Consider the following 24136-nt stretch of genomic DNA (forward strand, 5'->3'; position numbering starts at 1 on the left):
TTTTCGCTATAGAAGGATGACGCCGCCACATCGAGAGCCAGGAGCACATCGCCGCCCGCCACATAGCCGGCGCTGGCAATCGCCTCCATGATGACGTCCAGGGCCGCCGCATTGGACTCCAGCATCGGCGCAAATCCGCCCTCGTCACCGACCGAAGTCGCCAACCCCTTGTCATGCAGCCCCTTCTTGAGGGTATGGAAGATTTCCGAACCGATCCGCACGGCGTCTGCAATGCTCTGCGCACCGACCGGCATGATCATGAACTCCTGGAAGTCGATCGGATTGTCGGCATGTTCGCCGCCATTGATGATATTCATCATCGGCACCGGCAGAACATGCGCGTTGACGCCGCCGACATAGCGATAAAGCGGCAGGCCCCGCGCATCGGCAGCCGCTTTCGCCACGGCCAGGCTGACGCCCAGGATCGCATTGGCGCCCAGGTTCGACTTGTTCTCGGTCCCGTCGAGCGCGATCATCGCGGCGTCGACCTCTGCCTGATCCTCGGCGTCGAGGCCGATGATCTGCTCGGCGATCTGGTCGTTGACGGCGGCAACAGCGGTCAGCACGCCCTTGCCCAGATACCTGCTCTTGTCGCCGTCGCGCTTTTCTACCGCTTCATAGGCACCGGTCGAGGCACCCGACGGAACAGCAGCGCGGCCAAAGCTGCCATCTTCCAGCATAACGTCAACTTCGACGGTCGGATTGCCGCGGCTGTCCAGAATCTGACGGGCGTGAATATCGAGAATGGCGGTCATGGATTGCTTCCTCGGGACTGGGTTCTAGGTGCCTTTTCGCGCCTCGCTTAGCCAGCACCTCCCCGAATGGCAATGCGGGGCTTGCAAGGCGATGAAAAATGCCGATGGTCAGAATAGTGACGGCAACGGAACTATAAGCCGCCGCGAAGCATTTTGGAAAAGAGCCACCCGCCCAACGTCGCGATGCCACCATGTTGAATAAAGGGAGATACAGGACGATGGCCGACACCCCGGAAACCCCGCCCGCCAAGCGCCCACGCAAGCCCGTTGCAGCAAAGGCCCCCAAGGCGAAGCCGGCCAAGGCGCCTGCCGCGACGCTGGTGAAGGCTGCACCCGTAAAAAAAGCCCCGGTGCGCAAGGCCGCCGCTCCGAAGAGTCAAGGCAATGGCACCGTCGCCCATGGCTGGACCGCACAGATCGCCCCGATCAGGGAACAGGCCGAAAAGGCCGCCAGATCCGCCGCCGAAAAGCTAAATGCCGTCGATTGGAGGGCGCATATCGATCCCATCAAGGAGCAGGCGGGCAAGACCGCGAAATCCGCCGCCGGAGTCGCCAAGGACAGAACCGGATCGGCGATGCAAAGCCTTGCCAAGCTGATCTCCGACACGGCGGGAACCGTGGATGCAAAGCTTGGCCCCCAATATGGCGACTATGCCCGTCAGGCTGCCGAATCGGTGGCAGGGGCTGCCAAAACGCTCGACAGCAAGGATGTCGATCAGCTCATGACCGAGGCTCGCGACTTCGTGCGCAAGAGTCCGGCCGTGGCGATCGGTGCTGCCGCGGTAGTCGGCTTTGTGCTGATGCGCCTTGCAAAAGGGCCTGATGAAGACGCCTGAGCCAGTCCCCGCTCGAGGGACGGAGGAAATTTTGACGCAAGAGCCGAGGCAGACCGAAGCGCCGGACGAGTCCGTCCGGGAGGTGTTTTTGCGGCTTTATGCCGACGGACGCGCCTATGCGCAGGCGGAGGTGGAAAGGCAGAAGCTGCGCGCGGGCATGGTCGCGGTCGGCGTGCGCAATGCCGTGATTTTCGCGGCAATCGCAGTCATGCTGATCTTCGCTGCTCTGGTCGCCTGCCTGATCGGCGCCATCATCGCACTGTCGCCTCACCTCGGCGCCGGTTGGGCAACGACGGTCGTGTCTGGCGGTAGCCTGGTTGTCGCATCAATCCTGCTGCTGATTGCCAAGGGGCAGATCGGGCAGATGAAAAGGGCCGTCAAATCATGAGCCGGGAAGAAGCCTTTCGCGCAGCGTCGACGCGGGCGGAGGAACGCAAGTCCGCCTTTCTGTCGAGTGCGCAGGCCGCCAAGGCGCGCGTTGCTCCCACCCGGCTGAAACAGGATATCAGAGGCAAGGCGACTGAAACCCTGCTGGACGGCACAGCCTATGCCGCAGCGAAAATCCAGCAACGGCCGACCGCAACGGCCGCAGCAGTTGCCGCATTAGGCATCTATTTGATGCGGCGACCACTTGGGGCACTTTTCCGGCGGATGTACGTTCGGATAAGCAACCGCACTGAAGAGACTTCGGAGACCCACGATGGCTGACATCCGCACCCACATCACCCGAGCCCGCGAAGCGGCGAACGATATGGCAGGAACTGCCTCTGGAGTGTTCCGAGACACGACCGACCGGGCCCGCGAAAGCGCCGGAGATCTCATCCAGGCAAGTCGTGAACGGGCGGACGACGTCCGCGACAAGGCAAGCGCGGCCTATGCCGATGCACGGGACCGCTCGCAGCGGGTGGCCGCGCGGGCCAATGAGATTGTGCAGGAGCATCCGGTCGCCGCCGTAGCGGGCGCCGTGGCCGCCGGGGCGCTGATCGCCTGGATGTTCCCCAAGAGCCGGAAGGTCATGAAGGCCCTGCCCGGCCTCGCCTCGACGGCAGGGATAAAGGTTCTGGAGGCCGCGGCCGCCGCTCGGGCGGCTGCTGCCGATGGCGCAGAGAACCTGAAATCCAGTGCGGGCGACGCGCTCCATAATGCAGGCGAGACGGCGAAAGAGGCTGCGTCGTCAGCCAGAAGCGCAGCAACGTCCGCAGATCTGGGCGGCAAGGCTTCGCGTCTGGCTGAAGATGCCGTCGCTTTGGTTGCAGGCAGGATCGATGCCATCAGCGAGGCACTCAAGGCGCGGTTGCCAAAAAGCTAATCGCTTCGCCGCCAAAAGCATCCCGATAGGCCCGGCCGCACCCTTTCAAGGGTGCCGCGGGGCTGCTACGGTGTATGTTCACCGAACAGGAGAACATAAAGCACCATGAGCAAGCTGCACCTTGTAATGGGTGGTCGCGTTACCGATCCTCAGACGCTTGATTTTGAAGACTTGAACTCCATCGATATCGTGGGCGTTTTCCCCGATTATGCGTCCGCCGAAAAAGCCTGGCGCGGCGCCGCGCAGCGGACCGTCGATGATGCCGAGATGCGCTATGTGATCGTGCATCTGCACCGCCTGCTCGAACCCGAGCTGCCGTCGGCCTGATTATTTCAGGAAAGGGGCTGGGGCCGCTTACGGAACCGCCAGCGAAGCAACGGACGCGTCAGCGCCAGCCCCACCAGAAAGCCGCCAATATGTGCGGCAATCGCGATCTGACCCAGATCGCCAAATCCTCCAACCAGACCGATCATGAGCTGAATCGCGATCCATGTTGCCGCGAGCCAGAGCGCGCGGACAAGATTGGCCGAAAGCGGCCCGATCCGCCGGACATTCTGCTGACTGTAGAGCAGCGCGTAGGTCGCGATGATCGCGGAAATGGCACCGCTTGCTCCGACCATCGGATTGGTCGAGTGCGGATCAATGGCCCATTGCAGAGCCGTCGCGCCATAAGCCCCCGCGCAATAGAGGACGAGCGTAGCCCCCTTTTCCAGCACATGCTCGACCTGCCGTCCGCAAAAGACGAACATGAAAAGGTTGAAGGCGATGTGCAGCCAATTGGCATGAACAAGCGTGCAGCTGATCGGGGTCAACCAGACCGGAACCGCCGTCATTCCGGCGAGCAGTGCGCCATCCTCAACCCGGGCCGGGATGAAACCGGCAATAATCGCGGCATTGTCGACCTGTCCCGTCAGGTACAATAACAGGAACGCGACGAAAGTGATCGCCGCGATCCCGTTTGTCATGCGACCGGCTGGCAGTCTCACAGAACTCAGATGAAATCGATCTTGTCGATCAGGTAGAATTTGTCTCCCGAGGGCACAGACACTTCAACCTCTTCACCGATTTGGCGGCCGATCAGCGCGCGGCCGATCGGGCTGTTATAGCTGATCATGCCTGCCTTGGCGTCCGCCTCGGCCTGACCAACGATCTGATATTTTACGGGCTTGTCATCTTCGTCAAGAAGGGTGACGGTCGCACCGAACACCACCTTGTCGCCTGAAAGCGTCGTGGGATCGATGATCTGCGCGCGTGACAGCTTGTCTTCCAGATCGGCGATGGTGGCTTCCACCTGGCCCTGACGTTCCTTCGCCGCATGATATTCGGCGTTCTCGGAGAGGTCCCCGTGCGCGCGCGCTTCTTCGATGGCGTCCACGATCAAAGGCCGTTCGGCCTTCAGCTCGCGGAGCTGCGCGTTGAGCTTATCATAGCCCATTTGCAGCATCGGCATCTTTTCCACGGTCGCCATTATTGCAAATCCTTCGTCAAAACTTCCCTTTGGCGGCCCCCACCATGGGGCCACCCGCAGCATGCTTCCTTGTGCAGGGGATCAGGCTTGCGACACGGGATAATAGGACTGGAGCGACCGCACTTCAAGGGCATGCCCCCGAAGAGCCTCGATCGCGTTCGCAGCCGCAACGCTGGCGGCCGCCGTGGTGAAGCTGGCGACCTTAGCCCGCAGCGCGCTGGTGCGGATCGCCTTGCTGTCCTTGAGCGACTGCCAGCCCTCGGTCGTGTTGAAGATCAGGTCCACGTCGCCGTCGGTGATCTTGTCCACGATATGCGGCCGCCCTTCGGCCACCTTGTTCACGCCCTGCACGGCAATGCCCTGCTCTTCCAGATAGCGGGCCGTGCCGCCGGTAGCGATGATGGTGAAGCCCAAAGCCGCCATTTTCTGGACCGCAGGCAGGATCACAGGCTTGTCGCTGTCCTTGACCGACACGAACACCGTGCCGCTTTTGGGCAGGACAGTGCCCGCACCGAGCTGCGCCTTGGCGAAGGCGGTGGCGAAGTCGCTGTCGATGCCCATGACTTCGCCGGTGCTCTTCATTTCCGGCGACAGCACAGGGTCGACGCCGGGGAAGCGCGCGAAGGGGAAGACCGCTTCCTTGACCGCGATGTGCGAAATTGCGTTGCGGTCGATCTTCGGCAGGTCCTTCAGCTTCTCGCCCGCCATGACGCGCGAGGCAATCTTGGCGATGGGCGTGCCGATCGCCTTGGCAACGAAAGGCACGGTGCGGCTGGCGCGTGGGTTGACCTCGATCAGATAGACCACATCATCCTTGACCGCGAACTGGATGTTCATGAGCCCCCGGACCGACAGGGCGCGGGCAAGGACGTCGGCCTGGCGCTCGATTTCCGCGATGATTTCGTCCGACAGGCTGTAGGGCGGCAGGGAGCACGCAGAGTCGCCGGAGTGAACGCCCGCTTCCTCGATATGCTGGAGCACGCCCGCCACGACCACATCGTCGCCATCGCACAGGGCATCGACGTCCACCTCGACCGCGTCGCGCAGATACTGATCGATAAGCACCGGCGAATCGCCGGACACCTGAACGGCGGTGGCGATATATTCCTCCAGCTGGGCCTGACCGTCGACAATCTCCATGGCACGGCCGCCAAGAACGTAGGACGGGCGCATCAGCACCGGATAGCCGATGCGGTTGGCGACCGCGATCGCCTCCTCGCGGCTGCGGGCGATGCCATTGGCGGGCTGCTTGAGCTTGAGCTTGTCGATCAGCGCCGCGAAACGCTCGCGGTCTTCGGCCAGATCGATGGCGTCAGGCGAGGTGCCGAGGATCGGAATGCCCGCATCCTCCAGAGCCTGTGCGAGCTTGAGCGGCGTCTGGCCGCCGAACTGGACGATGACGCCGGCCAGCGTGCCGTTCGACATTTCTACGCTCAGAATTTCGAGGACGTCCTCAGCCGTCAGCGGCTCGAAATAGAGGCGGTCGGAGGTATCATAGTCGGTCGACACCGTTTCGGGGTTGCAGTTGACCATGATCGTCTCGAACCCGGCCTCGCTGAGCGCGAAGCAGGCATGGACGCAGCAATAGTCGAACTCGATACCCTGCCCGATGCGGTTGGGACCGCCGCCCAGGATCACGACCTTCCTGCGGTCGCTCGGGCCAGCCTCATTCTCCGGCTCGCCGAAGATCGGGGCTTCGTAGGTCGAATACATATAGGGCGTCTTAGCCTCGAACTCGGCGGCGCAAGTGTCGATGCGCTTGAAGACCGGGCGCACGCCCAGCTTGTGGCGCAGCGCGCGCACTTCATCCTCGGTGACGCCGCCGGTCATGGCCTTGACCGCTTCGTGGATCAGGCCAGACCCCCGCGCAATGCCGCGCTCCATGCCGCGCAGATTGGCGGACTTGAGTGCGAGGAAAGCAAGGCGCTTGTCGGAGAAGCCCATCGCCTTGAGGCGACGCATCCCGTCCGCATCCTGCGGCAGACCGTTCGACAGAATTTCGGCCTCCGCGTCGATGATTTCCTTGATCCGCTCCAGGAACCAGGGATCGAACTTCGCGATGGCGTGGATTTCCGCGACGGTCAGACCCTCACGAAGGGCTTGTGCGGCGACCAGCAGGCGATCCGGAGTCGGCTGCGCCAGAGCGGCGACGATGTCGTCCTTGGGCGCGCCCTCGAGATGCTCGACATTGTTGAAGCCCGACAGCCCGGTTTCCAGTCCGCGCAGCGCCTTCTGCATCGATTCATGGATGTTGCGGCCGATCGCCATTACCTCGCCCACCGACTTCATCGCAGTGCCGAGCAGCGGCTCGGACCCCTTGAATTTCTCGAAGGCGAAGCGCGGGATCTTGGTCACGACATAGTCGATGGTCGGCTCGAACGAGGCCGGGGTCGCGCCGGTGATGTCATTCTCGATCTCGTCCAGCGTGTAGCCGACGGCCAGCTTTGCCGCGACCTTGGCGATGGGGAAACCGGTCGCCTTGGAGGCCAGCGCCGAGGAGCGGGACACGCGCGGGTTCATTTCGATAACGATCAGGCGACCATCCTTCGGATTGACCGCGAACTGTACGTTCGAACCGCCTGTTTCCACGCCGATTTCACGCAACACCGCGATGCTCGCGTTGCGCATGATCTGATATTCCTTGTCGGTCAGCGTCAGCGCGGGCGCGACGGTAATGGAATCGCCGGTATGGACCCCCATCGGGTCAACATTCTCGATCGAGCAGATGATGATGGCGTTGTCGTTACGGTCGCGCACGACCTCCATCTCATATTCTTTCCAGCCGAGCAGCGATTCCTCGATCAGGACTTCGGTGGTGGGCGAAGCGTCAAGCCCTTCGGCGACGATCCGCTTGAACTCTTCCTTGTTGTAGGCGACCCCGCCGCCGGTTCCGCCGAGGGTAAAGCTGGGGCGGATGATCGACGGCAGGCCGGTGAATTCCAGAGCCTCCAGCGCCTCTTCCATCGTGTGGGCGATGCGCGAGCGGGCGGATTCCAGACCGATCTTGTCCATCGCGTCGCGGAATTTCAGGCGGTCCTCAGCCTTGTCGATGGCTTCGGCATCGGCGCCGATCATCTTGACGCCGAACTTTTCCAGCGTGCCTTCATTGAACAGGGCAAGCGCCGTATTGAGCGCCGTCTGGCCGCCCATGGTCGGCAGCACCGCGTCGGGGCGCTCCTTCTCGATGATCTTCGCCACGATTTCGGGCGTGATCGGCTCGACATAGGTCGCGTCGGCAAATTCCGGATCGGTCATGATGGTGGCCGGGTTGGAATTCACCAGAATGATGCGATAGCCCTCTTCCTTGAGCGCCTTCACCGCCTGCGTGCCCGAATAGTCGAACTCGCAAGCCTGGCCGATGATGATCGGGCCAGCGCCGATGATGAGGATGGAGGAGATGTCGGTGCGCTTGGGCATTATTCGGCCTCTGGTTTAACGGTGGAAGGCGCTGGCGCGCACAATGAGCAAAATGGCGATCAATGCACTTGTCCGGTTCGGGCTTCGCAGCCCCAGCCGTCATATTCGACTCCGCACAATATTTCGATCTGGAGGCATTTCTTCGTCAGCGCGCGGATCGACTGTTCATCGACCGGCTGCTCGCATTCGAGGAAGAGGAACAGGTCGCCATCCTCATCCTCTTCGCGGTCCAGTTCGACGAAGCCGAACTGGCTTGCGATGGTGAGAACACGCTCGAAATCCTTTTCGCTGCCCTTGAAGCTGACGTCGACGGGGCGCGACAAACGCGCCACGTCACCATTGGCAGCGAGATTGGCGAGGACGGCCTTGTCCGCCTCCCACTCTGCGGCAAGGCGGGCTTCGTCAACCGAGGGCAGGTTGAGGCTCACTTAAGCCCCTCGACGAAGCGCTGGAACAGGTAGAAGCTGTCCTGCGGGCCGGGCGAGGCTTCGGGATGATATTGCACCGAGAAGGCCTTTTTATCCGTCAGTTCGATGCCGCAGTTGCTGCCGTCGAAGAGGGACACATGGGTCGGCTTCACATTGGCGGGCAGCGTGTCGCTGTCGACTGCAAAGCCGTGGTTCATCGACGTGATCTCGACCAGACCGTCCGACAGCCGCTTGACCGGGTGGTTCGCCCCGCGATGGCCCTGATGCATCTTGACCGTCTTGGCACCGGCGGCGAGCGCCAGCATCTGGTGGCCAAGACAGATGCCGAAGACCGGCAGATCGGCTTCCAGCACCTTCCTGATCACCGGCACGGCATATTCGCCGGTCGCGGCCGGATCGCCGGGGCCGTTGGAGAGGAACACGCCGTCGGGCTGCTGCTCCATCACCTGCTCGAAGGTGGCGGTAGCGGGTAGCACCGTGACGCGGGCGCCCGCCTTCACCAGATTGCGGAAGATGTTGTTCTTCGCGCCATAATCCAGCGCGACGACATGGGGGCGTTCTTCACCGGCTTCATTGAGGCCATAGCCGAAGCCCAGCTTCCACACGCCATCCTTCCACAGGCGGCTTTCCTTGCCCGACACTTCAATGGCAAGGTCCATTCCTTCGAGGCCCGGCCACGACGCGGCCTTTGCGGCAAGCGCTTCGAGATCGAACCTTCCTTCAGGATCATGGGCGATCACGACGTTGGGCGCGCCCTTCAGGCGGATCATGCGGGTCAGCGCGCGGGTATCCACGCCGGCCAGGCCGATGCGGCCCTTTTCCTTCATCCACTGGTCGAAAGGCTCGACATTGCGGAAGTTGCTGGGTTCGGTGACGTCCTGCCGCACCACGCAGCCCAGCGCATGGGGCAAATCCGCCTCCACGTCATCGAGGTTGGTGCCGACATTGCCGATATGGGGAAAGGTGAAGGTGACGATCTGGCCCGCATAGCTGGGATCGGTCATCACCTCCTGATAACCGGTCATCGCCGTGTTGAAGCAGAGTTCACCCACCGCGTCGCCAGCAGCGCCGAAACCACGCCCGAAGACCGCGGAGCCATCGGCAAAAACCAATACCCCTGTCGCTCCTTTAGGCACAATGAGGGTCTTGGCGTCAGCCATGGTCTTTAGGTCCTTTATGCTTTTTGCGGGAACCCGTCTGGAGCGGGTTAAACGGCCGGTCACCTATGCGGGTGAGGCCCCGCGGTCAACTCCTGTTAAAAATCTCTTTTGGCGTTATATCTGATCCTTTCCCGAGAAACAGGATTCATTCGCATGATTCGCGACGAGATTAAGAGTGCCCAGGTCGCCGCCATGAAAGCCGGGGAGAAGGATCGGCTGGCCGCCGTGCGGCTCATTCTGGCGAAGCTGAAGGACCGGGATATCGAACTGCGCACGGCTTCCAATGTGCCGGAAGACGATGTGATCGTGGTCGAGGTTCTACAGAAAATGGCCAAGCAGCGGCGCGAATCCATCGACATGTTCAAGAGCGGCGGGCGCGATGAACTCGCCGCGAAGGAGCAGGCGGAGCTGGACGTGATCGACAGCTTCCTGCCGCAGCAGTTGAGCGAGGATGAAACGAAGGCCGTGATCGAGGGGATCAAGGCGGAGGTCGGCGCCGCGAGCGTCAAGGATATGGGCAAGGTCATGGCCGTCCTGAAGGAACGGCACGGGTCGGTAATCGACATGAGCAGGGCCAGCGGGCTGGTGAAGGCGGCGCTGAGCTGAGAAAGCTCGCGCCAAGCCCCTTTCGTTCGGGAAGGACGCACTTTAGGGAAAGCCTATGAGTCTTTCTCCTGCCTTTCTGGACGAGTTGCGGGCAAGGACTTCGCTGTCGACGCTGATCGGGCGGACCGTGAAGGTGCAGAAGGCAGGCCGCGAATATAAGGCCTGCTGCCCCTTTCATAATGAGAAGACGCCCAGCTTCACGATCAACGACGAGAAGGGCTTTTACCATTGCTTCGGTTGCGGCGCGCATGGGGATGCGATCCGCTGGATGACCGATCAGCGCGGCCTGCCCTTCATGGAGGCTGTGAAGGAACTTGCCGCAACGGCGGGGATGGACGTCCCTACCCCCGATCCCCGCGCAGCCAGGCGGCAGGAGCAGGCCAAGGGGCTGCACGATGCCATGACGGCAGCGCAAAGATTTTTCGAGGAGCAGCTTGGCGGCATCGAGGGTGCGGAGGCGCGGGCCTATCTCCAGCGGCGGGGGATAAGTGCGGCGACGGCCAAAATCTTCGGCTTCGGTTTTTCGCCCGATGGGCGCGGGCGGCTCAAGGCGGCGCTCAAGGATTTTGGCGAACCATTGCTGATCGAAGCGGGCCTGCTGATCGATCCCGATGGCGCTGAGCTGGACGGGGGCAAAAGCAAAAAGCGCGACAGCTACGACCGCTTCCGCGGGCGGTTGATGCTGCCGATCCGGGATATTCGCGGACGCGTGATCGCTTTCGGCGGGCGAATCCTTGGTACGGGCGAACCCAAATATCTGAATTCACCCGACACGCCGCTCTTCGATAAGGGCCGGACTCTCTACAATATAGACCGGGCCTCGCCTGCCAGCCGTCAGGCCGGACGCGTCATCGTCGTTGAGGGCTACATGGACGTCATCGCGCTGGCGCAGGCCGGTTTTGCGGAGGCGGTGGCACCGCTGGGCACGGCGCTGACCGAGCATCAGATCGAACGACTCTGGAAAATGAGCGATGTGCCGCTGCTCTGTTTCGATGGCGATGCGGCGGGGCAGAAGGCGGCGATCCGGGCGGCGACCCGCGCCCTCCCCTTGCTAAGGCCGGGAATGAGCCTTGCCTTTGCCACCCTGCCCGGAGGACAGGACCCGGACGACCTGATCCGTGCCGAGGGACCGGCGGCGATGGAAGCGGTGCTGGGCGCGGCCGAGCCTCTGGTCGATCGGCTCTGGAAATATGAGCAGGCCGCCGCCCGGCTCGAAACGCCGGAGCAGAAGGCCGCGCTCAAGCAACGGCTTTCCGCCATTACTGATGCCATCGCCCACCCCGATGTGCGGGCGCATTATGTCCATGCCTTCCGCGAGCGTTACGACGCGCTGTTCTTCGCCCGCCCGGCTTTCGGCGGACAGGCTCGCCAACAGCGGGGCGGTGGCGCGCGGGCGGGCTGGCAGCGGGACAAGAAAGGCAATTGGAAGCCCCCTATCCCGCCCGCCGGGAACGAAGCCCGATCCATCGGCGCGAGCGGGATGGAACTGCGGTTGCTCAGGGCCGTTCTCGCGAGTCTGCTGCGGCATCCCGACCAGATCGCACTGCACCGGGAAATGCTTTCCGGCCTGCGAATCGGGGACCCTGCGCTGGCCGAATTGCTGAACGCGATGATCGCTGCGTCATTCGGCAAAGAAACAGTTGAAACAGGTGGCCTCCTTACCATATTGGGGCAAGGTGAAGTGTATAATATGGCGAAGGGGATGCTTCGGGCCGACACGTTCACATTCACCCCCCATAGGATGAAAGCCGACGCAGATCGCGTGCAACGCGATCTGGACGAAGCTATTCGGGTGATGGCGCAGGGACCGGAGTTGGAGGCAGCGTTGGCGGAAGCCACCCGGCGGGCGAGAGACGATCTCAATGAGGAGACCTTTGCGGAACAGCAAAGGGTCCGGCAGTTGAAGCTCGATCATGATCGCCGCCTGGCGGAACTGGCGCAGTCCGAAGATATTGTATGAATTCGATCCCACCGGATCGGCGGAGTTAAGGCGAATAAATGGCGAGCAAGGCGAACAGCAAGGGTGCGGGCGAGGATGCGGATACTGGCGATGCACCCCTGCTGGATCTGAACGAGGCTTCGGTCAAAAAGCTGATCGCGCGTGCCAAGAAGCGCGGCTACATCACTTATGACGAGCTGAACGACGCCCTGCCGCAGGACCAGATGTCGTCCGAGCAGATCGAGGACATCATGTCCGCGCTCAACGAAATGGGCGTGAACATAGTCGAGAATGAGGAAGCCAGCGAAGACGGCGACGATCAGCGCGACGATGGCGATGATGACAGCTCGGACGAAGCGGCCGAAGACGATGGTTCGCCGCGCCCGGTAGCCGAAAAGAAGAAAGAGACGGTCGACCGCACCGACGACCCGGTGCGGATGTATCTGCGCGAGATGGGCGCAGTGGAGTTGCTCAGCCGTGAGGGCGAGATAGCCATCGCCAAGCGGATTGAGGCCGGTCGAGACACGATGATTCTCGGCCTGTGCGAAAGCCCGACCACCTTCAACGCAATCATCGAATGGTCGACCGCGCTCAATAATGGAGAAATGCAACTGCGCGAGATCCTCGATCTCGACGCGATGCTCTCCAAGGACCCGGCTCCGGAAAATCTGGAGGAAGGCGCCGGGGACGATGATGGCGAGATCAGTGAGAAGACCGCCGGTCCGAGCTTCAAGGAAGAGGAAGAACCGGAAGAGGAATCCGTCGATTCCGACGAAGACGAGGAAGGCCTGACCGAACGCCGCGCTCGTCGGGCGGAAGAGGAGGAAGAGGAAGATAACACCCTCTCCCTCGCCCAGATGGAAGAGACTCTGAAGCCGATGGCTCTGGAGAAGTTTGCGACCATCACCGAGATTTTCCGGACTTTCTCCAACGCGCAGGCGGCTCGCATGACCGCCATGGCCAATGGCGAGACGCTGAGCCAAAAGGCCGAGGACGACTATCAGGAACTGCGCGAGCAGCTGACCGCCGAGGTGGAGAGCGTTCAGTTTCACCAGCAGAAGATCGAATATCTGGTCGACCAGCTCTATGCCTATAACCGGCGCCTGACCGCGCTGGGCGGGCAGATGCTACGTCTGGCCGAACGGCACAAGGTGAGCCGCAAGGATTTCCTCGACCGCTATGTGAACCACGAGCTCGACGACGGCTGGATCGACAAGGTGTCGGGCCTGGACAAGAAATGGGCCGCCTTCGCCGCTGCCGAGGGGCGCGCGGTCGAGCGTATCCGCACGGAAGTCAGCGAGATCGCGCAAGCCACGGGCATGTCGCTCAGTGAGTTCCGGCGCATCGTGAATATGGTGCAGAAGGGCGAGCGCGAGGCGCGCATCGCGAAGAAGGAAATGGTTGAGGCGAACCTGCGCCTCGTCATCTCCATCGCTAAAAAATATACGAACCGTGGCCTGCAATTCCTTGATCTTATTCAAGAAGGCAATATCGGCCTGATGAAGGCGGTCGATAAGTTCGAATATCGGCGCGGCTATAAGTTCTCGACCTATGCGACCTGGTGGATCCGTCAGGCGATCACCCGCTCGATCGCGGATCAGGCGCGGACCATCCGTATCCCGGTCCATATGATCGAGACGATCAACAAGCTGGTACGCACGTCCCGCCAGTTCCTGCACGAGCAGGGCCGCGAGCCGACTCCGGAGGAGATGGCCGAGCGCCTGTCCATGCCGCTGGAGAAGGTGCGCAAGGTGATGAAGATCGCCAAGGAACCAATCTCCCTCGAAACGCCGATCGGCGACGAGGAGGATTCGCATCTGGGCGATTTCATCGAGGACAAGAATGCGATCATCCCGGTGGATGCCGCCATTCAGGCTAACCTCAAGGAAACCGTCACCCGCGTCCTCGCTTCGCTGACGCCGCGTGAAGAACGCGTGCTGCGCATGCGCTTCGGCATCGGCATGAACACCGATCACACGCTGGAAGAAGTCGGCCAGCAGTTCAGCGTGACCCGCGAGCGCATCCGTCAGATCGAGGCGAAGGCGCTCCGCAAGCTGAAGCACCCCAGCCGCAGCCGCAAGATGCGCAGCTTCCTCGACCAGTAGAGAGTTTCTCGACGGGAAGAGGTTGCGGCACGGTAAAATGATCCAAAGGGGCGGCTTTCGGGCCGCCTTTTTTCTTGGCGTAAACTCCTCTTTTACCTCGACTCTCTAGGGTCGCGAGACAGCGCCCCGCAGGCTTGTCCGGGGCACGCAGGGGAAGATGATGAGCGAAGCAGCACCGCGCTATCAATTTGGCGATGTATCGCATGTTCTGGACGCGTTGGTGGCCGCCGACGGCACGGCCGGCCACGGCTACGCCAGCGGCGCGCGCGCGAGTTTCGGGCCGAATGCGGCGCTGTCTTTGCAGGATCTGGCCGATGCGGCCTACTATCTCTGCCTGCTCCATGGCCGGCATCCCGGCGTCATCGACCATGCCGCCACGCGATCAGCGGACAATGCCGCCCGCGCGTGGCTTATAGACGCGGCGGACGGCTTTGCACGCGAACGCGCTTATCTGACCCAGGTGACCGTTGCAGTCGGCCCCGCCCCCAGCACTGCCGGGCAAAGCGATTGCGAAACCGTCGTCAGCCAGCAGCGCCACGCGCTCGACATGCTGGCCCAGTCAGACCGGCGGGGCTGCGCGATGGGCGCGGCCGTCGCGCTGGTGCTCGATTGGCGGGCTGTGCGGCACATATTGGACATTGCCGCGATTCGCGTAGGCGTTGAGCCGCACGGTTGCGAACTGCCCGATCGCGCATCGACACTGGAAGTCGCGCGGGCGATTGGCGGCGATGACGTGATTGACCGCGCCATCCTCTTTGGTGCGCGCCAGTTGCTGAACCAGCATCGCGGCCTCTGGGACGTGCTTCAGGCCCGCGCCAGAATTCGCGCCAATAAGGCCTGACCCGCAGAACGCGCATAAAGTCTTTGCTCCCCTGCCCCGCTTTGCGATAACCGGCACCGAGTGCAGGCAGGATGAGTGAACAAGCATATGCGGTTTGAAGGCACGCAGGATTATGTCGCCACCGATGATCTGAAGGTGGCCGTCAACGCCGCGGTGCTGCTTCGCCGTCCTCTGCTGGTCAAAGGCGAACCAGGCACCGGCAAGACCGTGCTGGCGCAGGAAATCGCCAATGCCCTCAATGCACCGCTGATCGAATGGAACGTCAAGTCGACGACCAAGGCGCATCAGGGCCTGTATGAATATGATGCGGTCGCCCGACTGCGCGACGGCCAGCTCGGCGATCCACGCGTTCACGAGATCGGCAATTATATCCGCAAGGGCAAGCTGTGGGAGGCGTTCACCTCCCCCACCCTGCCCGTGTTGCTGATTGACGAGATCGACAAGGCCGACATCGAATTTCCCAACGATCTGTTGCAGGAACTCGATCGTATGGCTTTCCACGTCTATGAGACGGGCGAGACGGTGGCCGCCAAGGAGCGGCCGGTGGTCGTCATCACCTCTAACAATGAAAAGGAACTGCCGGACGCTTTCCTGCGCCGCTGCTTCTTCCACTATATCAAATTTCCCGACCGGGAGACGATGCAGGCCATTGTCGACGTCCACTTCCCCGGTATCCAGAAGATTCTGGTCAACCGCGCACTGGAGATTTTCTACGAGATCAGGGATGTTCCGGGCCTCAAGAAGAAACCGTCGACCAGCGAATTGCTCGATTGGCTGAAACTGATCCTGGCTGAAGACATGCCTCTGGAGGTCTTGCAGGACCGCGATCCGACAAAGGCCATTCCGCCGCTGCATGGCGCGCTGCTGAAGAATGAGCAGGACATCATGATGTTCGAACGGCTGGCCTTCATGGCGCGCAGGCAGGGACGCTGACCATGGCGCACGGCGCAGGATGCCTGTGCGGGCAGGTTCGCATCAGCATCGATGCCGAACCGATGGCGGCGCGCATGTGCTGGTGCCGCCTCTGCCAATATCTTGGCGGAGGATCAGGCACGGTCAACGTCTGCTTCCCATCCGACAAGGTGACGACCACCGGGGAAGTGCATTGGCATGCCAGCGTCGCAGACAGTGGCAACGCGATGCGGCGGGGCTTTTGTCCCGAATGTGGAACGCCGCTGTTCAGCCTGGCCGAGTCGCGGCCGCATCTCACCTTCATCCGTGCCGGAGCGCTCGACGACCCTGATCTTCTGGGTCCGCAAGCGGTCATCTGGACCGATGCCGCGCCGGGTTGGGCGCATCTGGACCCCGAACTGCCCCATTATCCCGCACAAATCCCGCCCGTCGCTTAAAAGCCCGCTTGCGCCCGGCGCGCATTTCGGTTCAACCTGACTTCCTGCCATTCAAAGCCGCACAAGACGGTCATGAATTTCGGGAAGGATGTCTATGCCGAAGCGTGCCCTGTCACCTTTGCCTGTGTCTCTTTTGTCGGTCGTGCTGGCTCTTTCGGCACCGGCCTTCGCCCAGGCGAGCGAGGAAAGGGAAGCCTGGACTCCCACCGCCACATCTTTGCGGGCCGACGCTGCGGGGATTTCCCTGCCGCAAACCGTGGCGGGCCTATCGCTGTCCAAGAGCGGCGAGGTGTCCAATGGCGGCAAGGGCATCGACAATTATGCCCAATATCTCTCCGATGACGGCGCGATCCAGGCCACGCTTTACATCTATATGCCCAGCTACGCCGACGCGTCCCTCGCCGCCTATATGACCGACAAAGCAGTCATGGAGCGTTTCGGGGCCAGGACCCGGCGCACAGCCTATGCCAGCATTGCAGCGGGCGGACGGGCCAATGGCGCTATCAGAGCAGTCTATGACGACGCCGCCGACGGCGCGCTGACGACGGCAGCCGCCTTCGTCCATGCCGGGCGTTGGCTGGTGAAGCTCAGAATCACCGGCCCGACGGAACGGCGCGGGGAGGTGCTGGCCGGACTGGATGGTATGCTGGACGGCCTGCAATTTGACCACGCGTCGGTCATCCATTCGACCTCCCCAGCCCGGTTTTCCGACTGTCCGACAAACAATGCGGGCGATGCGCGGATGACCGGAACCTCTGCCGCCGCGCCGATCGACAGCGCCCTGCCGCGAGAGGGCAGCGCAACCCTATGTATCCGGGATCGGGTCAGGACGGCGGAGAGCAGCTACGACATGCTCCAGCAGGCCGGCGTCAAGGATGGCGCGATCATCGTTCCAGTGGACGATGCAGGCACGATCCTGGCCTTCGACCCTGCCAAAAGCGGCCAGGGTTACCAGCTGTCTATCCACTCGGTCGGCCAGACGGATTTCTATGGCATTTATGACAAGGTGCCCAGCCCGCGCCAGATCGCGCAAATTCTGGACGGCAAGGACCCGCAGACCGCTCAGGCCAGCGCGGTTGCCGCTTTTGCCGCCAATGGCGAGGTGACGCTCCGCAGCGGGGGCAACCGCTAACTCTCAGATGAGATAGCCGACCTCGTACAGGCCCCAGCGCCGCCCGCGGATGACAAGGGGTATGAACACGCTGCGCAGGGCGCGATAGCGGTCTTCGCCCAGATCCTGCCGGTAGGTGAAGAGGAAGAAGTCGCCTTCACCATCCAGAGCGCTGCGGGTCTGACTGTCCATAAAGATCTGGCGGTTGCGGGCATTTTCCATATTCCAGCGTTGCTGTCCGGGCCGCTGCGGCTGGCTTCGCGCGCTGATATGGGTGGGCAGATAACCGTTCATGTCGACCAGGCAACAGCCCACGATAGCCGCATCCTGCGCCGTCCGCCGATCCAGCAAGGGCCGCACATGCTGATCGGCAAAAGCGGTAAACCCATTTTCATATTGAACCGGCTCCGACCCCGGCACAGGCCTGTAAACCGTGTCGAACAGACGATCCAGATCAAGTTCCCGCCGTTCCAGCGCCTGTTCGATCAGCGCCATCACTTCCAGGGCGCCTTCTTCAGCCAAAGCGATATAGCGGCTGTTGCGGGTGATATGGCCGCCATGCGCCGCTCTGTTCAGCATGGCGTTGGCCATTCCCTCCAACTGCTCGAGTTGGCCGCGCACCATATCCACCCGGCCGGCACTTTCGGCGGAGGAACGGCTGAACAGAGACAAGCCCTGCCTAAGCGCTGCAACATCGCCGTCCGCCTCGTCCGTGCATGTGACGATGCTGTCGGAACGGTCGCCGAACTGGGTCACCAGCGACGCGATTTCGGCCATGGTGGCGCGCAGGGTATCGATGTGCGAACCCGCGTCGCGTCCGCTGGCAATATTGGCCTCCACGCCGCCGATCAACTGGCGGGCATCGCGGTCAAGCTGGCCGAGCTTGTCGCCGACCGACGCGGCTGATTCGCCCGCTTGGCCCGCCAACCGGCGGATTTCATCGGCAACCACGGCAAAGCCCTGTGTCGCTTCACCGCCGCGCGCGGCCTCGATCGCCGCATTGACGCCAAGCAGCCGGGTCTGCCGGGCAATCGCGCCCAGCTCATCCGAGATGCCCCCCACCGTCTCGATCACATCGAGAAAGCGGCGGAGATGGCCTTCCAGCCCCGTCACATTTTCAATGAGTTTCGTGACCTGCCCCAGCGACAGGGTAATGGCGTCATGGCCTTCGGCGACGATCTTTGCGGCGCGACGCGCGGTAAGGCTGAGTTCCTGAGCTGCGAGGACACTTTCATTCTGGCTGACGGCCAGCGCATCCATGTTCGACTGCAGTTCGCCAAGGCGCCGGGCATCGTTCTGGATGCGGCGGTTCAACTCACCCAGAAAACCCGCAGTTTCGCTGCATTGCAATGCAATGTCGCCCGATCGCTCCCCAAGGTCGGCCAACAAATCCCCGTTTTCCAAAGATACCCCGCCCGTTTCCGTCTGAAATGGATAGTGCCCTGTTAACCTTGCATTGCAACACTTAACATTCCAACAACGGCCAGAGCTTGCATCGTCCGCCCTGCTGACGGAGAAGAGCCGGACCATGATGCTCAATTTTCTCGACGCGCTCCGCGCTGCCGGCATCCCCGCCAGCATCAAGGAGCATCTGCTGCTGCTGGAAGCGCTGGACCGCGACGTGATCGGTCAACGGCCGGAGGATTTCTATTATCTCGCCCGCGCAACATATGTGAAGGACGAAGGACTGCTCGACCGGTTCGATCAGGTGTTTGCCCAGGTGTTCAGGGGTGTGCTGGGCACAGAAGGGGTCGAGGCGGAAATCCCGGAAGACTGGCTCCGGCTGGTTGCGGAGAAATTTCTCGATCCAGAGGAGATGGAAAAGATCAAGTCGCTGGGCAGTTGGGACGAGATCATGGAGACGCTGAAGAAGCGGCTGGAGGAGCAGAAGGGGCGGCATCAGGGCGGCAGCAAGTGGATCGGCACCGGCGGCACGTCGCCTTTCGGCCATGGCGGCTACAACCCCGAAGGCGTGCGGATTGGCGGAGAAAGCCGTCACAAGCGGGCCATCAAAGTGTGGGAGAAGCGCGAATTCGCCAATCTCGACAGCATGAAGGAGCTGGGCACCCGCAATATCAAGGTCGCGCTGCGGCGGCTGCGCCGTTTTGCGCGGGAGGGCGCCGCCGACGAGCTGGATCTGGACGAAACCATCCGCGGCACGGCGCGGCAGGGCTGGCTGGACATAAGGATGCGACCGGAGCGGCACAATGCGGTCAAGTTGCTGCTGTTCCTGGATGTGGGCGGATCGATGGACCCCTTCATCACGCTGTGCGAAGAGCTGTTTTCCGCGGCGACCAGCGAATTCAAGAATATGGAATTCTTCTACTTCCACAACTGCCTGTACGAAGGCGTGTGGAAGGACAATAAGCGACGCTTTTCGGAGCGAACGCCGACCTGGGACATACTGCACAAATATGGCCATGACTATAAGGTGATCTTCGTCGGCGATGCAGCGATGAGTCCCTATGAAATCAGCCATCCCGGCGGATCGGTCGAGCATATGAACGACGAAGCGGGCGCGGTATGGCTGAGCCGCGTCACCCACACCTATCCCGCCGCCGTGTGGCTGAATCCGGCGCAGGAGGCGCACTGGGGTTACAGCCAGTCGACCCGGATCATCCGCGAGATCATGAACGACCGCATGTATCCGTTGACCATAGGCGGGATCGATTGCGCCATGCGGGAACTGACCCGCAAACGATAGGATGAGCGAGAAGTCCAGGGAAACGACAGCGGTGCAGGAAACGCCCTTTTCGCGGATTTTCCCTCGGGGTCAGATAGCCGCCCGATGTTCAGCGCAGCAGGCGGCCGTCAGACAGAAAAAACCTGCGCGCCGAAACCGAGATCGTCAATCCGCATGAGAAGACGGACCGGCTGCTGGAGCGGCTGGAGGCGAAAGCTCAGGCGTCGCCTGCCCTATCCGTTTCAGGCCGGTTCGAAGAGAATGCCGCCGGTCATGGGCTGGGGCGCGCCCGTGGTGCCGGGGAAGCTGATCGGCAGATTGCGGAGGTGGCGGACCGCCATATAGGCAAAGCCCTGCGCCTCGAGCGCATCGCCGTCCCAGCCAAGCTCATCAACCGCATGGACCTCCGCGCCGGTGCGGGCGGCGAGCATCTGCATGAGCGTGACGTTGTGACGGCCGCCGCCCGCGGCATAGATGCGTGCCGGACGTTCGGGCAGATGCGCCAGACCATGGGCCACCGCAGCGGCGGAAAAGGCGGTGAGCGTCGCTGCGCCATCCTCCAGATCGAGGCCCTGGACGGCTTCGATGGTGAAGGCTTCGCGGTCGATGCTCTTGGGCGGCGCCAGCGCGAACCAGGGATCAGAAAGCATCCGCGCGAGACGGGCTTCGTCGACCTTGCCTTTGGCCGCCGTGGCGCCATTTTCGTCAAAGCTGCGGTCGCTATGGGTTTGCATCCAGTTGTCGATCAGGCCGCTGGCCATGCCTGTGTCGAAGGCGGTGATCTCTCCACTCGAGGCAATGGCTGTAATGTTGGCCACGCCGCCGAGGTTGAGGATGGCGACGGGCTTCGACAGGCCGTGCGCGAGGGCGCGGTGATAGACCGGGAGCAGCGGAGCGCCCTGCCCGCCTGCGGCGACATCTGCGCTGCGCAGGTCCCCGACGACGGGGATGCCGAACGCGCCCGCAAGCGCAGATCCATCCCCGATCTGCCATGTCCAGCGCCATTCGGGACGGTGCGCGACAGTGTGGCCGTGAAATCCGATGACGGCTATGTCCTGCGTGACATGACCGCTGCGGGCGAGGAGATCGGAAACCGCCTCGACATGCAATTCGGTCAACTCTTCCTCGACCGCGCGGATCAGGGGTTCGAAACCTGGCCGGTCCATCGTCATGGCGCGCTGGCACGCTTCGGCAAGACGCAGGCGAAAGCCCTCCGCATAGGACATGGCGTGGAACGCCACGCCCACGCTGCTGCCTTCGCCGTCCGTATCGATCAGCGCGGCGTCGATGCCGTCCCGCGAAGTGCCTGACATGAGGCCTATTGCCAGCATGAAATTGTCCCGCCTCTTTTCCAGTGCCCCCCTCAATGCTACAGGCGCGCGCCATGAGCAACTACCAGTCCGATCTGCTCCGCCTGCTCGAAGCGCGCGGTTATATTCACCAGCTGACCGACGCGGAGGGGCTGGACGCCCTCGCCGCCAGGCAGATCGTGCCGGGCTATATCGGCTTCGATCCGACGGCGCCCTCGCTGCATGTCGGGCATCTGGTGTCGATCATGATGCTGCGCCAATTGCAGAAGGCCGGGCACAAGCCGATCGTGCTGATGGGCGGCGGCACAGGCAAGATCGGCGATCCGAGCTTCAAGGACGAGGCGCGCAAGCTGCTGACCACTGATCTGATTGCGGAAAATGTCGCGAGCATCAAACGGGTGTTCGCACGGTTCCTGACCTTTGGTGACGGGCCGACCGATGCGATCATGGTCGACAATGCCGAATGGCTCGACAAACTCGAATATATCCCGTTCCTGCGCGACATCGGCCAGCATTTTTCGGTCAACCGGATGCTCAGCTTCGATTCGGTGAAGCTGCGGCTGGACCGGGAGCAATCGCTTTCCTTCCTTGAATTCAACTACATGATTCTTCAGGCCTATGATTTTCTGGAGCTGTCGCGGCGTTCGGCCTGCCGTCTCCAGATGGGCGGGTCCGATCAGTGGGGCAATATCGTCAATGGTGTCGAACTGTCTCGGCGCGTGGACGGAACGCAGGTGTTCGGCCTCACGACGCCGCTGCTGACCAACGCGGACGGGACGAAGATGGGCAAGACCGTGGGCGGTGCGGTGTGGCTCAACGAGGATCTGCTTTCGAACTACGATTATTGGCAATTCTGGCGGAACACGGCCGACGCCGACGTCGCAAACCGGCTGCGGCTGTTTACCGACCTGCCGATGGACGAGGTGGAACGACTGGCTGCACTTCAGGGCGCGGAGATCAACGAGGCGAAGAAGATCCTCGCCAATGAAGCAACCGCCCTCTGCCGGGGCGCCGAGGCGGCGGCTCTGGCGGCTGAGACGGCGCGCAAGACCTTTGAGGAGGGCGCTTCGGACGTCAACCTGCCGACCGTGAGTCTTGGGACCGAGGGGCTGAACATCGTTCAGGGGACGGCAGCGCTGGGCTTTGCGGCGTCGAACAAGGAGGTGCGGCGCAAGCTGGCCGAAGGTGCCATTCGCGTGAACGGCGAGGTGGTGAGCGATCCCGCTCTGGCGCTGAAGCCAGGGGACAAGGTCAGCTTCGGCGCGAAGAAGCATGGTCTGGTAACCGCCTGAAATATCGCGAACGTCAATGACGTGCTAACCATGTCCGGTAAGGAAGAGGCCATCTTCCTTACCGCATAATGTTGCCATGCCTTCGGTGTTCGCAAACCTCGGCCATCTCAACCTGTCGCGGGACCCTTCGGTCAATCAGCGGCGGGCGCAGCGCGATCTGGTGGACATGGTAAGCCATATCACTGCCCAAGGCCGTACCCATGGCGCACGGATCATCAATATCTCCGCGCTCGGGCTGATGTGCCGGACCGACGCACCGCTCGACATCGGGCAGCGCGTCACGGTCTGGCTGCCGGTCGTGAAGGATCATGCCGCCGAGGTGCGTTGGGCGGAGGACGGCCGGATCGGCATGGAATTTGTCCAGACGATCGAACCCCGCATCTATGACGCAATGCTGTCGCTTATTCCTCCCCGGCAGACGGCCTGGTAAAATTTCCCGCAAGAGCTTGCCCCGCTTCGATGCTGTGGCGCGAGCGGACTAGCGCCTGCGGCATGTCGCTGCGCAGATAGTTCATCATCGCTTCGCGGACCTCGCAGCGCAGGTCAAAGGCTGTGCCAGCGTTTCGCGCACTGAGGAGTCCGCGCAGTTCCAGCGCGTCGCCGCGATGGTCGGTGACTTGCAGGATCGCGACGCGGCCGTCCCAACGGGCATTAGCCTTGACCGATTCGACGAACTTGGCGCGAATCGGCTCTATATCCGTCGCCGGGTCGACATAGAGGAAAACGGTGCCCAGCAGATCCGACGTCTTTGTCGTCCAGTTCTGAAACGGCTTTTCGAGGAAGTAGGAAACGGGAACGATCAGGCGGCGGTCGTCCCAGATGCGGACGACCACATAGGTCAGCTTGATGTCCTCTATGCGGCCCCATTCGCCCTCCACGATCACCACATCGTCAAGCCGGATGGGCTCGGAAAAGGCCATCTGTATACCCGCGATCAGATTTTTGAGCGCAGGCTGGGCTGCGGCGCCGACGGCAAGGCCTGCCAGACCCGCCGACGCCATCAGGGTGACGCCCACGGTGCGGACTCCGGGAATCATGATCAGCATCAACGACAGGATGAGGAATCCGATGACGAACTGCGTCACGCGATATAGGATGCGGATGCGGGTGTGCTGCCGGCGGGCCTTGAGATTATCCTTGGTGAGGGCAACCACCGACGAAGACAGGATGGTGAAGGCTGCGGCGTACAAGCAGGATGCGGCCCGCACGCATGGCAGCGAAGATCAGCCAGCCGTTCAAAAGGATGAACAGCATTTTAGAGCCGATCGACCAGATGGCTTCTACATTGGGGCTGAATGTCAGTGGCTGGATGCCTGCGGCGAGCGTCATCAGGACGATGATCCAGCGGGTGGGCTGGTAGATGGCGGGCAGGAGGACCGGCTCCATGCCCATCCGACGGAAAATGCGGGTGGCGGCCCAGTAGGCGAACCAGTGTAGGAGAAAAGCGACAGCGACCGAAACGGCGATGGAAATTGCCGCCATCGCCGTGATATGGTGCAGGCTGATGTCCGATTGCATGATTTTGCA

Annotated in this window: 23 protein-coding genes and 1 pseudogene; 15 read left to right on the plus strand and 9 right to left on the minus strand. The window is 62.2% G+C overall.

Annotation, left to right across the window (positions count from 1 at the left end; genetic code table 11):
- Positions 1–755: phosphopyruvate hydratase (locus ACFC3J_RS07180; protein ID WP_375195514.1), on the minus strand; the 755-nt coding region annotated here is incomplete at its 3' end.
- A gap of 218 nt (positions 756–973) precedes the next feature.
- On the opposite strand from ACFC3J_RS07180, the gene ACFC3J_RS07185 reads away from it, so the two are divergent.
- From ACFC3J_RS07185 to ACFC3J_RS07205, 5 genes are all read left to right on the plus strand, one after another.
- Entirely contained in the window at positions 974–1591 is a 618-nt protein-coding gene (locus ACFC3J_RS07185; RefSeq protein WP_375195515.1) for a hypothetical protein, read from the plus strand.
- Positions 1592–1622: 31 nt separating this feature from the next.
- Positions 1623–1979 (plus strand): phage holin family protein, encoded by a 357-nt coding sequence (locus ACFC3J_RS07190; protein WP_375195516.1) that lies wholly within the window; start codon positions 1623–1625, stop codon positions 1977–1979.
- Positions 1976–2299: a hypothetical protein gene (locus tag ACFC3J_RS07195; RefSeq protein ID WP_375195517.1), complete on the plus strand. Its 324-nt coding sequence runs from the start codon at positions 1976–1978 to the stop codon at positions 2297–2299. Before ACFC3J_RS07190 ends, ACFC3J_RS07195 begins: the two co-directional genes overlap by 4 nt.
- Positions 2292–2900 (plus strand): hypothetical protein, encoded by a 609-nt coding sequence (locus ACFC3J_RS07200; protein ID WP_375195518.1) that lies wholly within the window; start codon positions 2292–2294, stop codon positions 2898–2900. Before ACFC3J_RS07195 ends, ACFC3J_RS07200 begins: the two co-directional genes overlap by 8 nt.
- Positions 2901–3005: 105 nt before the next feature.
- A complete protein-coding gene (locus tag ACFC3J_RS07205) occupies positions 3006–3227 on the plus strand; it encodes a DUF4170 domain-containing protein (RefSeq protein WP_192666844.1) in 222 nt (73 codons plus the stop codon).
- A 5-nt stretch (positions 3228–3232) separates the two neighbouring features.
- On the opposite strand, the gene ACFC3J_RS07210 is transcribed toward ACFC3J_RS07205, so the two are convergent.
- The 5 genes from ACFC3J_RS07210 to carA all read right to left on the minus strand — a co-directional run bounded on the left by ACFC3J_RS07210 (position 3233) and on the right by carA (position 9373).
- Complete coding sequence (locus ACFC3J_RS07210; RefSeq protein WP_375195519.1) at positions 3233–3865, minus strand: rhomboid family intramembrane serine protease; 633 nt, start codon at positions 3863–3865, stop codon at positions 3233–3235.
- 26 nt (positions 3866–3891) lie between these two features.
- Positions 3892–4368 carry a transcription elongation factor GreA gene (gene greA, locus ACFC3J_RS07215; protein WP_192666842.1) on the minus strand — a complete coding sequence of 159 codons (477 nt, stop codon included), beginning with the start codon at positions 4366–4368 and terminating at the stop codon, positions 3892–3894.
- Between the two features lie 81 nt (positions 4369–4449).
- Complete coding sequence (carB, locus tag ACFC3J_RS07220) at positions 4450–7785, minus strand: carbamoyl-phosphate synthase large subunit (protein ID WP_375195520.1); 3336 nt, start codon at positions 7783–7785, stop codon at positions 4450–4452.
- A gap of 59 nt (positions 7786–7844) precedes the next feature.
- On the minus strand, positions 7845–8213 hold the full coding sequence (locus ACFC3J_RS07225; RefSeq protein ID WP_375195521.1) for a ribonuclease E inhibitor RraB: 369 nt from the start codon (positions 8211–8213) through the stop codon (positions 7845–7847).
- Positions 8210–9373, minus strand: a complete 1164-nt coding sequence (gene carA / locus ACFC3J_RS07230) for a glutamine-hydrolyzing carbamoyl-phosphate synthase small subunit (RefSeq protein WP_375195522.1) — start codon at positions 9371–9373, stop codon at positions 8210–8212. The genes ACFC3J_RS07225 and carA overlap by 4 nt, the downstream gene beginning before the upstream one ends.
- A gap of 153 nt (positions 9374–9526) precedes the next feature.
- Between carA and ACFC3J_RS07235 the strand changes: the two genes are divergently transcribed.
- From ACFC3J_RS07235 to ACFC3J_RS07265, 7 genes are all read left to right on the plus strand, one after another.
- Positions 9527–9979, plus strand: coding sequence for a GatB/YqeY domain-containing protein (locus ACFC3J_RS07235; protein ID WP_375195523.1), 453 nt, complete (start codon positions 9527–9529; stop codon positions 9977–9979).
- A gap of 55 nt (positions 9980–10034) precedes the next feature.
- Positions 10035–11939, plus strand: a complete 1905-nt coding sequence (dnaG, locus tag ACFC3J_RS07240; protein ID WP_375195524.1) for a DNA primase — start codon at positions 10035–10037, stop codon at positions 11937–11939.
- Positions 11940–11977: 38 nt separating this feature from the next.
- Entirely contained in the window at positions 11978–14023 is a 2046-nt protein-coding gene (rpoD, locus tag ACFC3J_RS07245) for an RNA polymerase sigma factor RpoD (protein ID WP_375195525.1), read from the plus strand.
- 160 nt (positions 14024–14183) lie between these two features.
- A complete protein-coding gene (locus tag ACFC3J_RS07250) occupies positions 14184–14864 on the plus strand; it encodes a hypothetical protein (protein ID WP_375195559.1) in 681 nt (226 codons plus the stop codon).
- 87 nt (positions 14865–14951) lie between these two features.
- A complete protein-coding gene (locus ACFC3J_RS07255; protein ID WP_375195560.1) occupies positions 14952–15797 on the plus strand; it encodes an AAA family ATPase in 846 nt (281 codons plus the stop codon).
- Between the two features lie 2 nt (positions 15798–15799).
- Positions 15800–16213 carry a GFA family protein gene (locus tag ACFC3J_RS07260; protein WP_375195526.1) on the plus strand — a complete coding sequence of 138 codons (414 nt, stop codon included), beginning with the start codon at positions 15800–15802 and terminating at the stop codon, positions 16211–16213.
- 94 nt (positions 16214–16307) lie between these two features.
- Positions 16308–17345, plus strand: a complete 1038-nt coding sequence (locus ACFC3J_RS07265; RefSeq protein ID WP_375195527.1) for a hypothetical protein — start codon at positions 16308–16310, stop codon at positions 17343–17345.
- Positions 17346–17348: 3 nt separating this feature from the next.
- Here the strand turns inward: ACFC3J_RS07265 and ACFC3J_RS07270 are convergent, their stop codons facing one another.
- Positions 17349–18713 carry a methyl-accepting chemotaxis protein gene (locus ACFC3J_RS07270; RefSeq protein ID WP_375195528.1) on the minus strand — a complete coding sequence of 455 codons (1365 nt, stop codon included), beginning with the start codon at positions 18711–18713 and terminating at the stop codon, positions 17349–17351.
- A gap of 139 nt (positions 18714–18852) precedes the next feature.
- On the opposite strand from ACFC3J_RS07270, the gene ACFC3J_RS07275 reads away from it, so the two are divergent.
- Positions 18853–20028, plus strand: coding sequence for a VWA domain-containing protein (locus ACFC3J_RS07275; RefSeq protein ID WP_375195529.1), 1176 nt, complete (start codon positions 18853–18855; stop codon positions 20026–20028).
- A gap of 221 nt (positions 20029–20249) precedes the next feature.
- Here ACFC3J_RS07275 and ACFC3J_RS07280 read toward each other — a convergent pair whose 3' ends face one another.
- A complete protein-coding gene (locus tag ACFC3J_RS07280; RefSeq protein ID WP_375195530.1) occupies positions 20250–21338 on the minus strand; it encodes an anhydro-N-acetylmuramic acid kinase in 1089 nt (362 codons plus the stop codon).
- A gap of 53 nt (positions 21339–21391) precedes the next feature.
- On the opposite strand from ACFC3J_RS07280, the gene tyrS reads away from it, so the two are divergent.
- A complete protein-coding gene (gene tyrS, locus ACFC3J_RS07285) occupies positions 21392–22609 on the plus strand; it encodes a tyrosine--tRNA ligase (protein ID WP_375195531.1) in 1218 nt (405 codons plus the stop codon).
- A gap of 76 nt (positions 22610–22685) precedes the next feature.
- Positions 22686–23039 carry a PilZ domain-containing protein gene (locus ACFC3J_RS07290; protein WP_375195532.1) on the plus strand — a complete coding sequence of 118 codons (354 nt, stop codon included), beginning with the start codon at positions 22686–22688 and terminating at the stop codon, positions 23037–23039.
- Here ACFC3J_RS07290 and ACFC3J_RS07295 read toward each other — a convergent pair.
- Positions 23011–24127: pseudogene (locus ACFC3J_RS07295) on the minus strand (mechanosensitive ion channel family protein). The gene ACFC3J_RS07290 and the pseudogene ACFC3J_RS07295 sit on opposite strands and share 29 nt — an antisense overlap.
- Positions 24128–24136 lie beyond the last annotated feature (9 nt).

The sequence above is a fragment of the Sphingobium sp. genome (assembly GCF_041987595.1).
Taxonomy (GTDB): domain Bacteria; phylum Pseudomonadota; class Alphaproteobacteria; order Sphingomonadales; family Sphingomonadaceae; genus Sphingobium.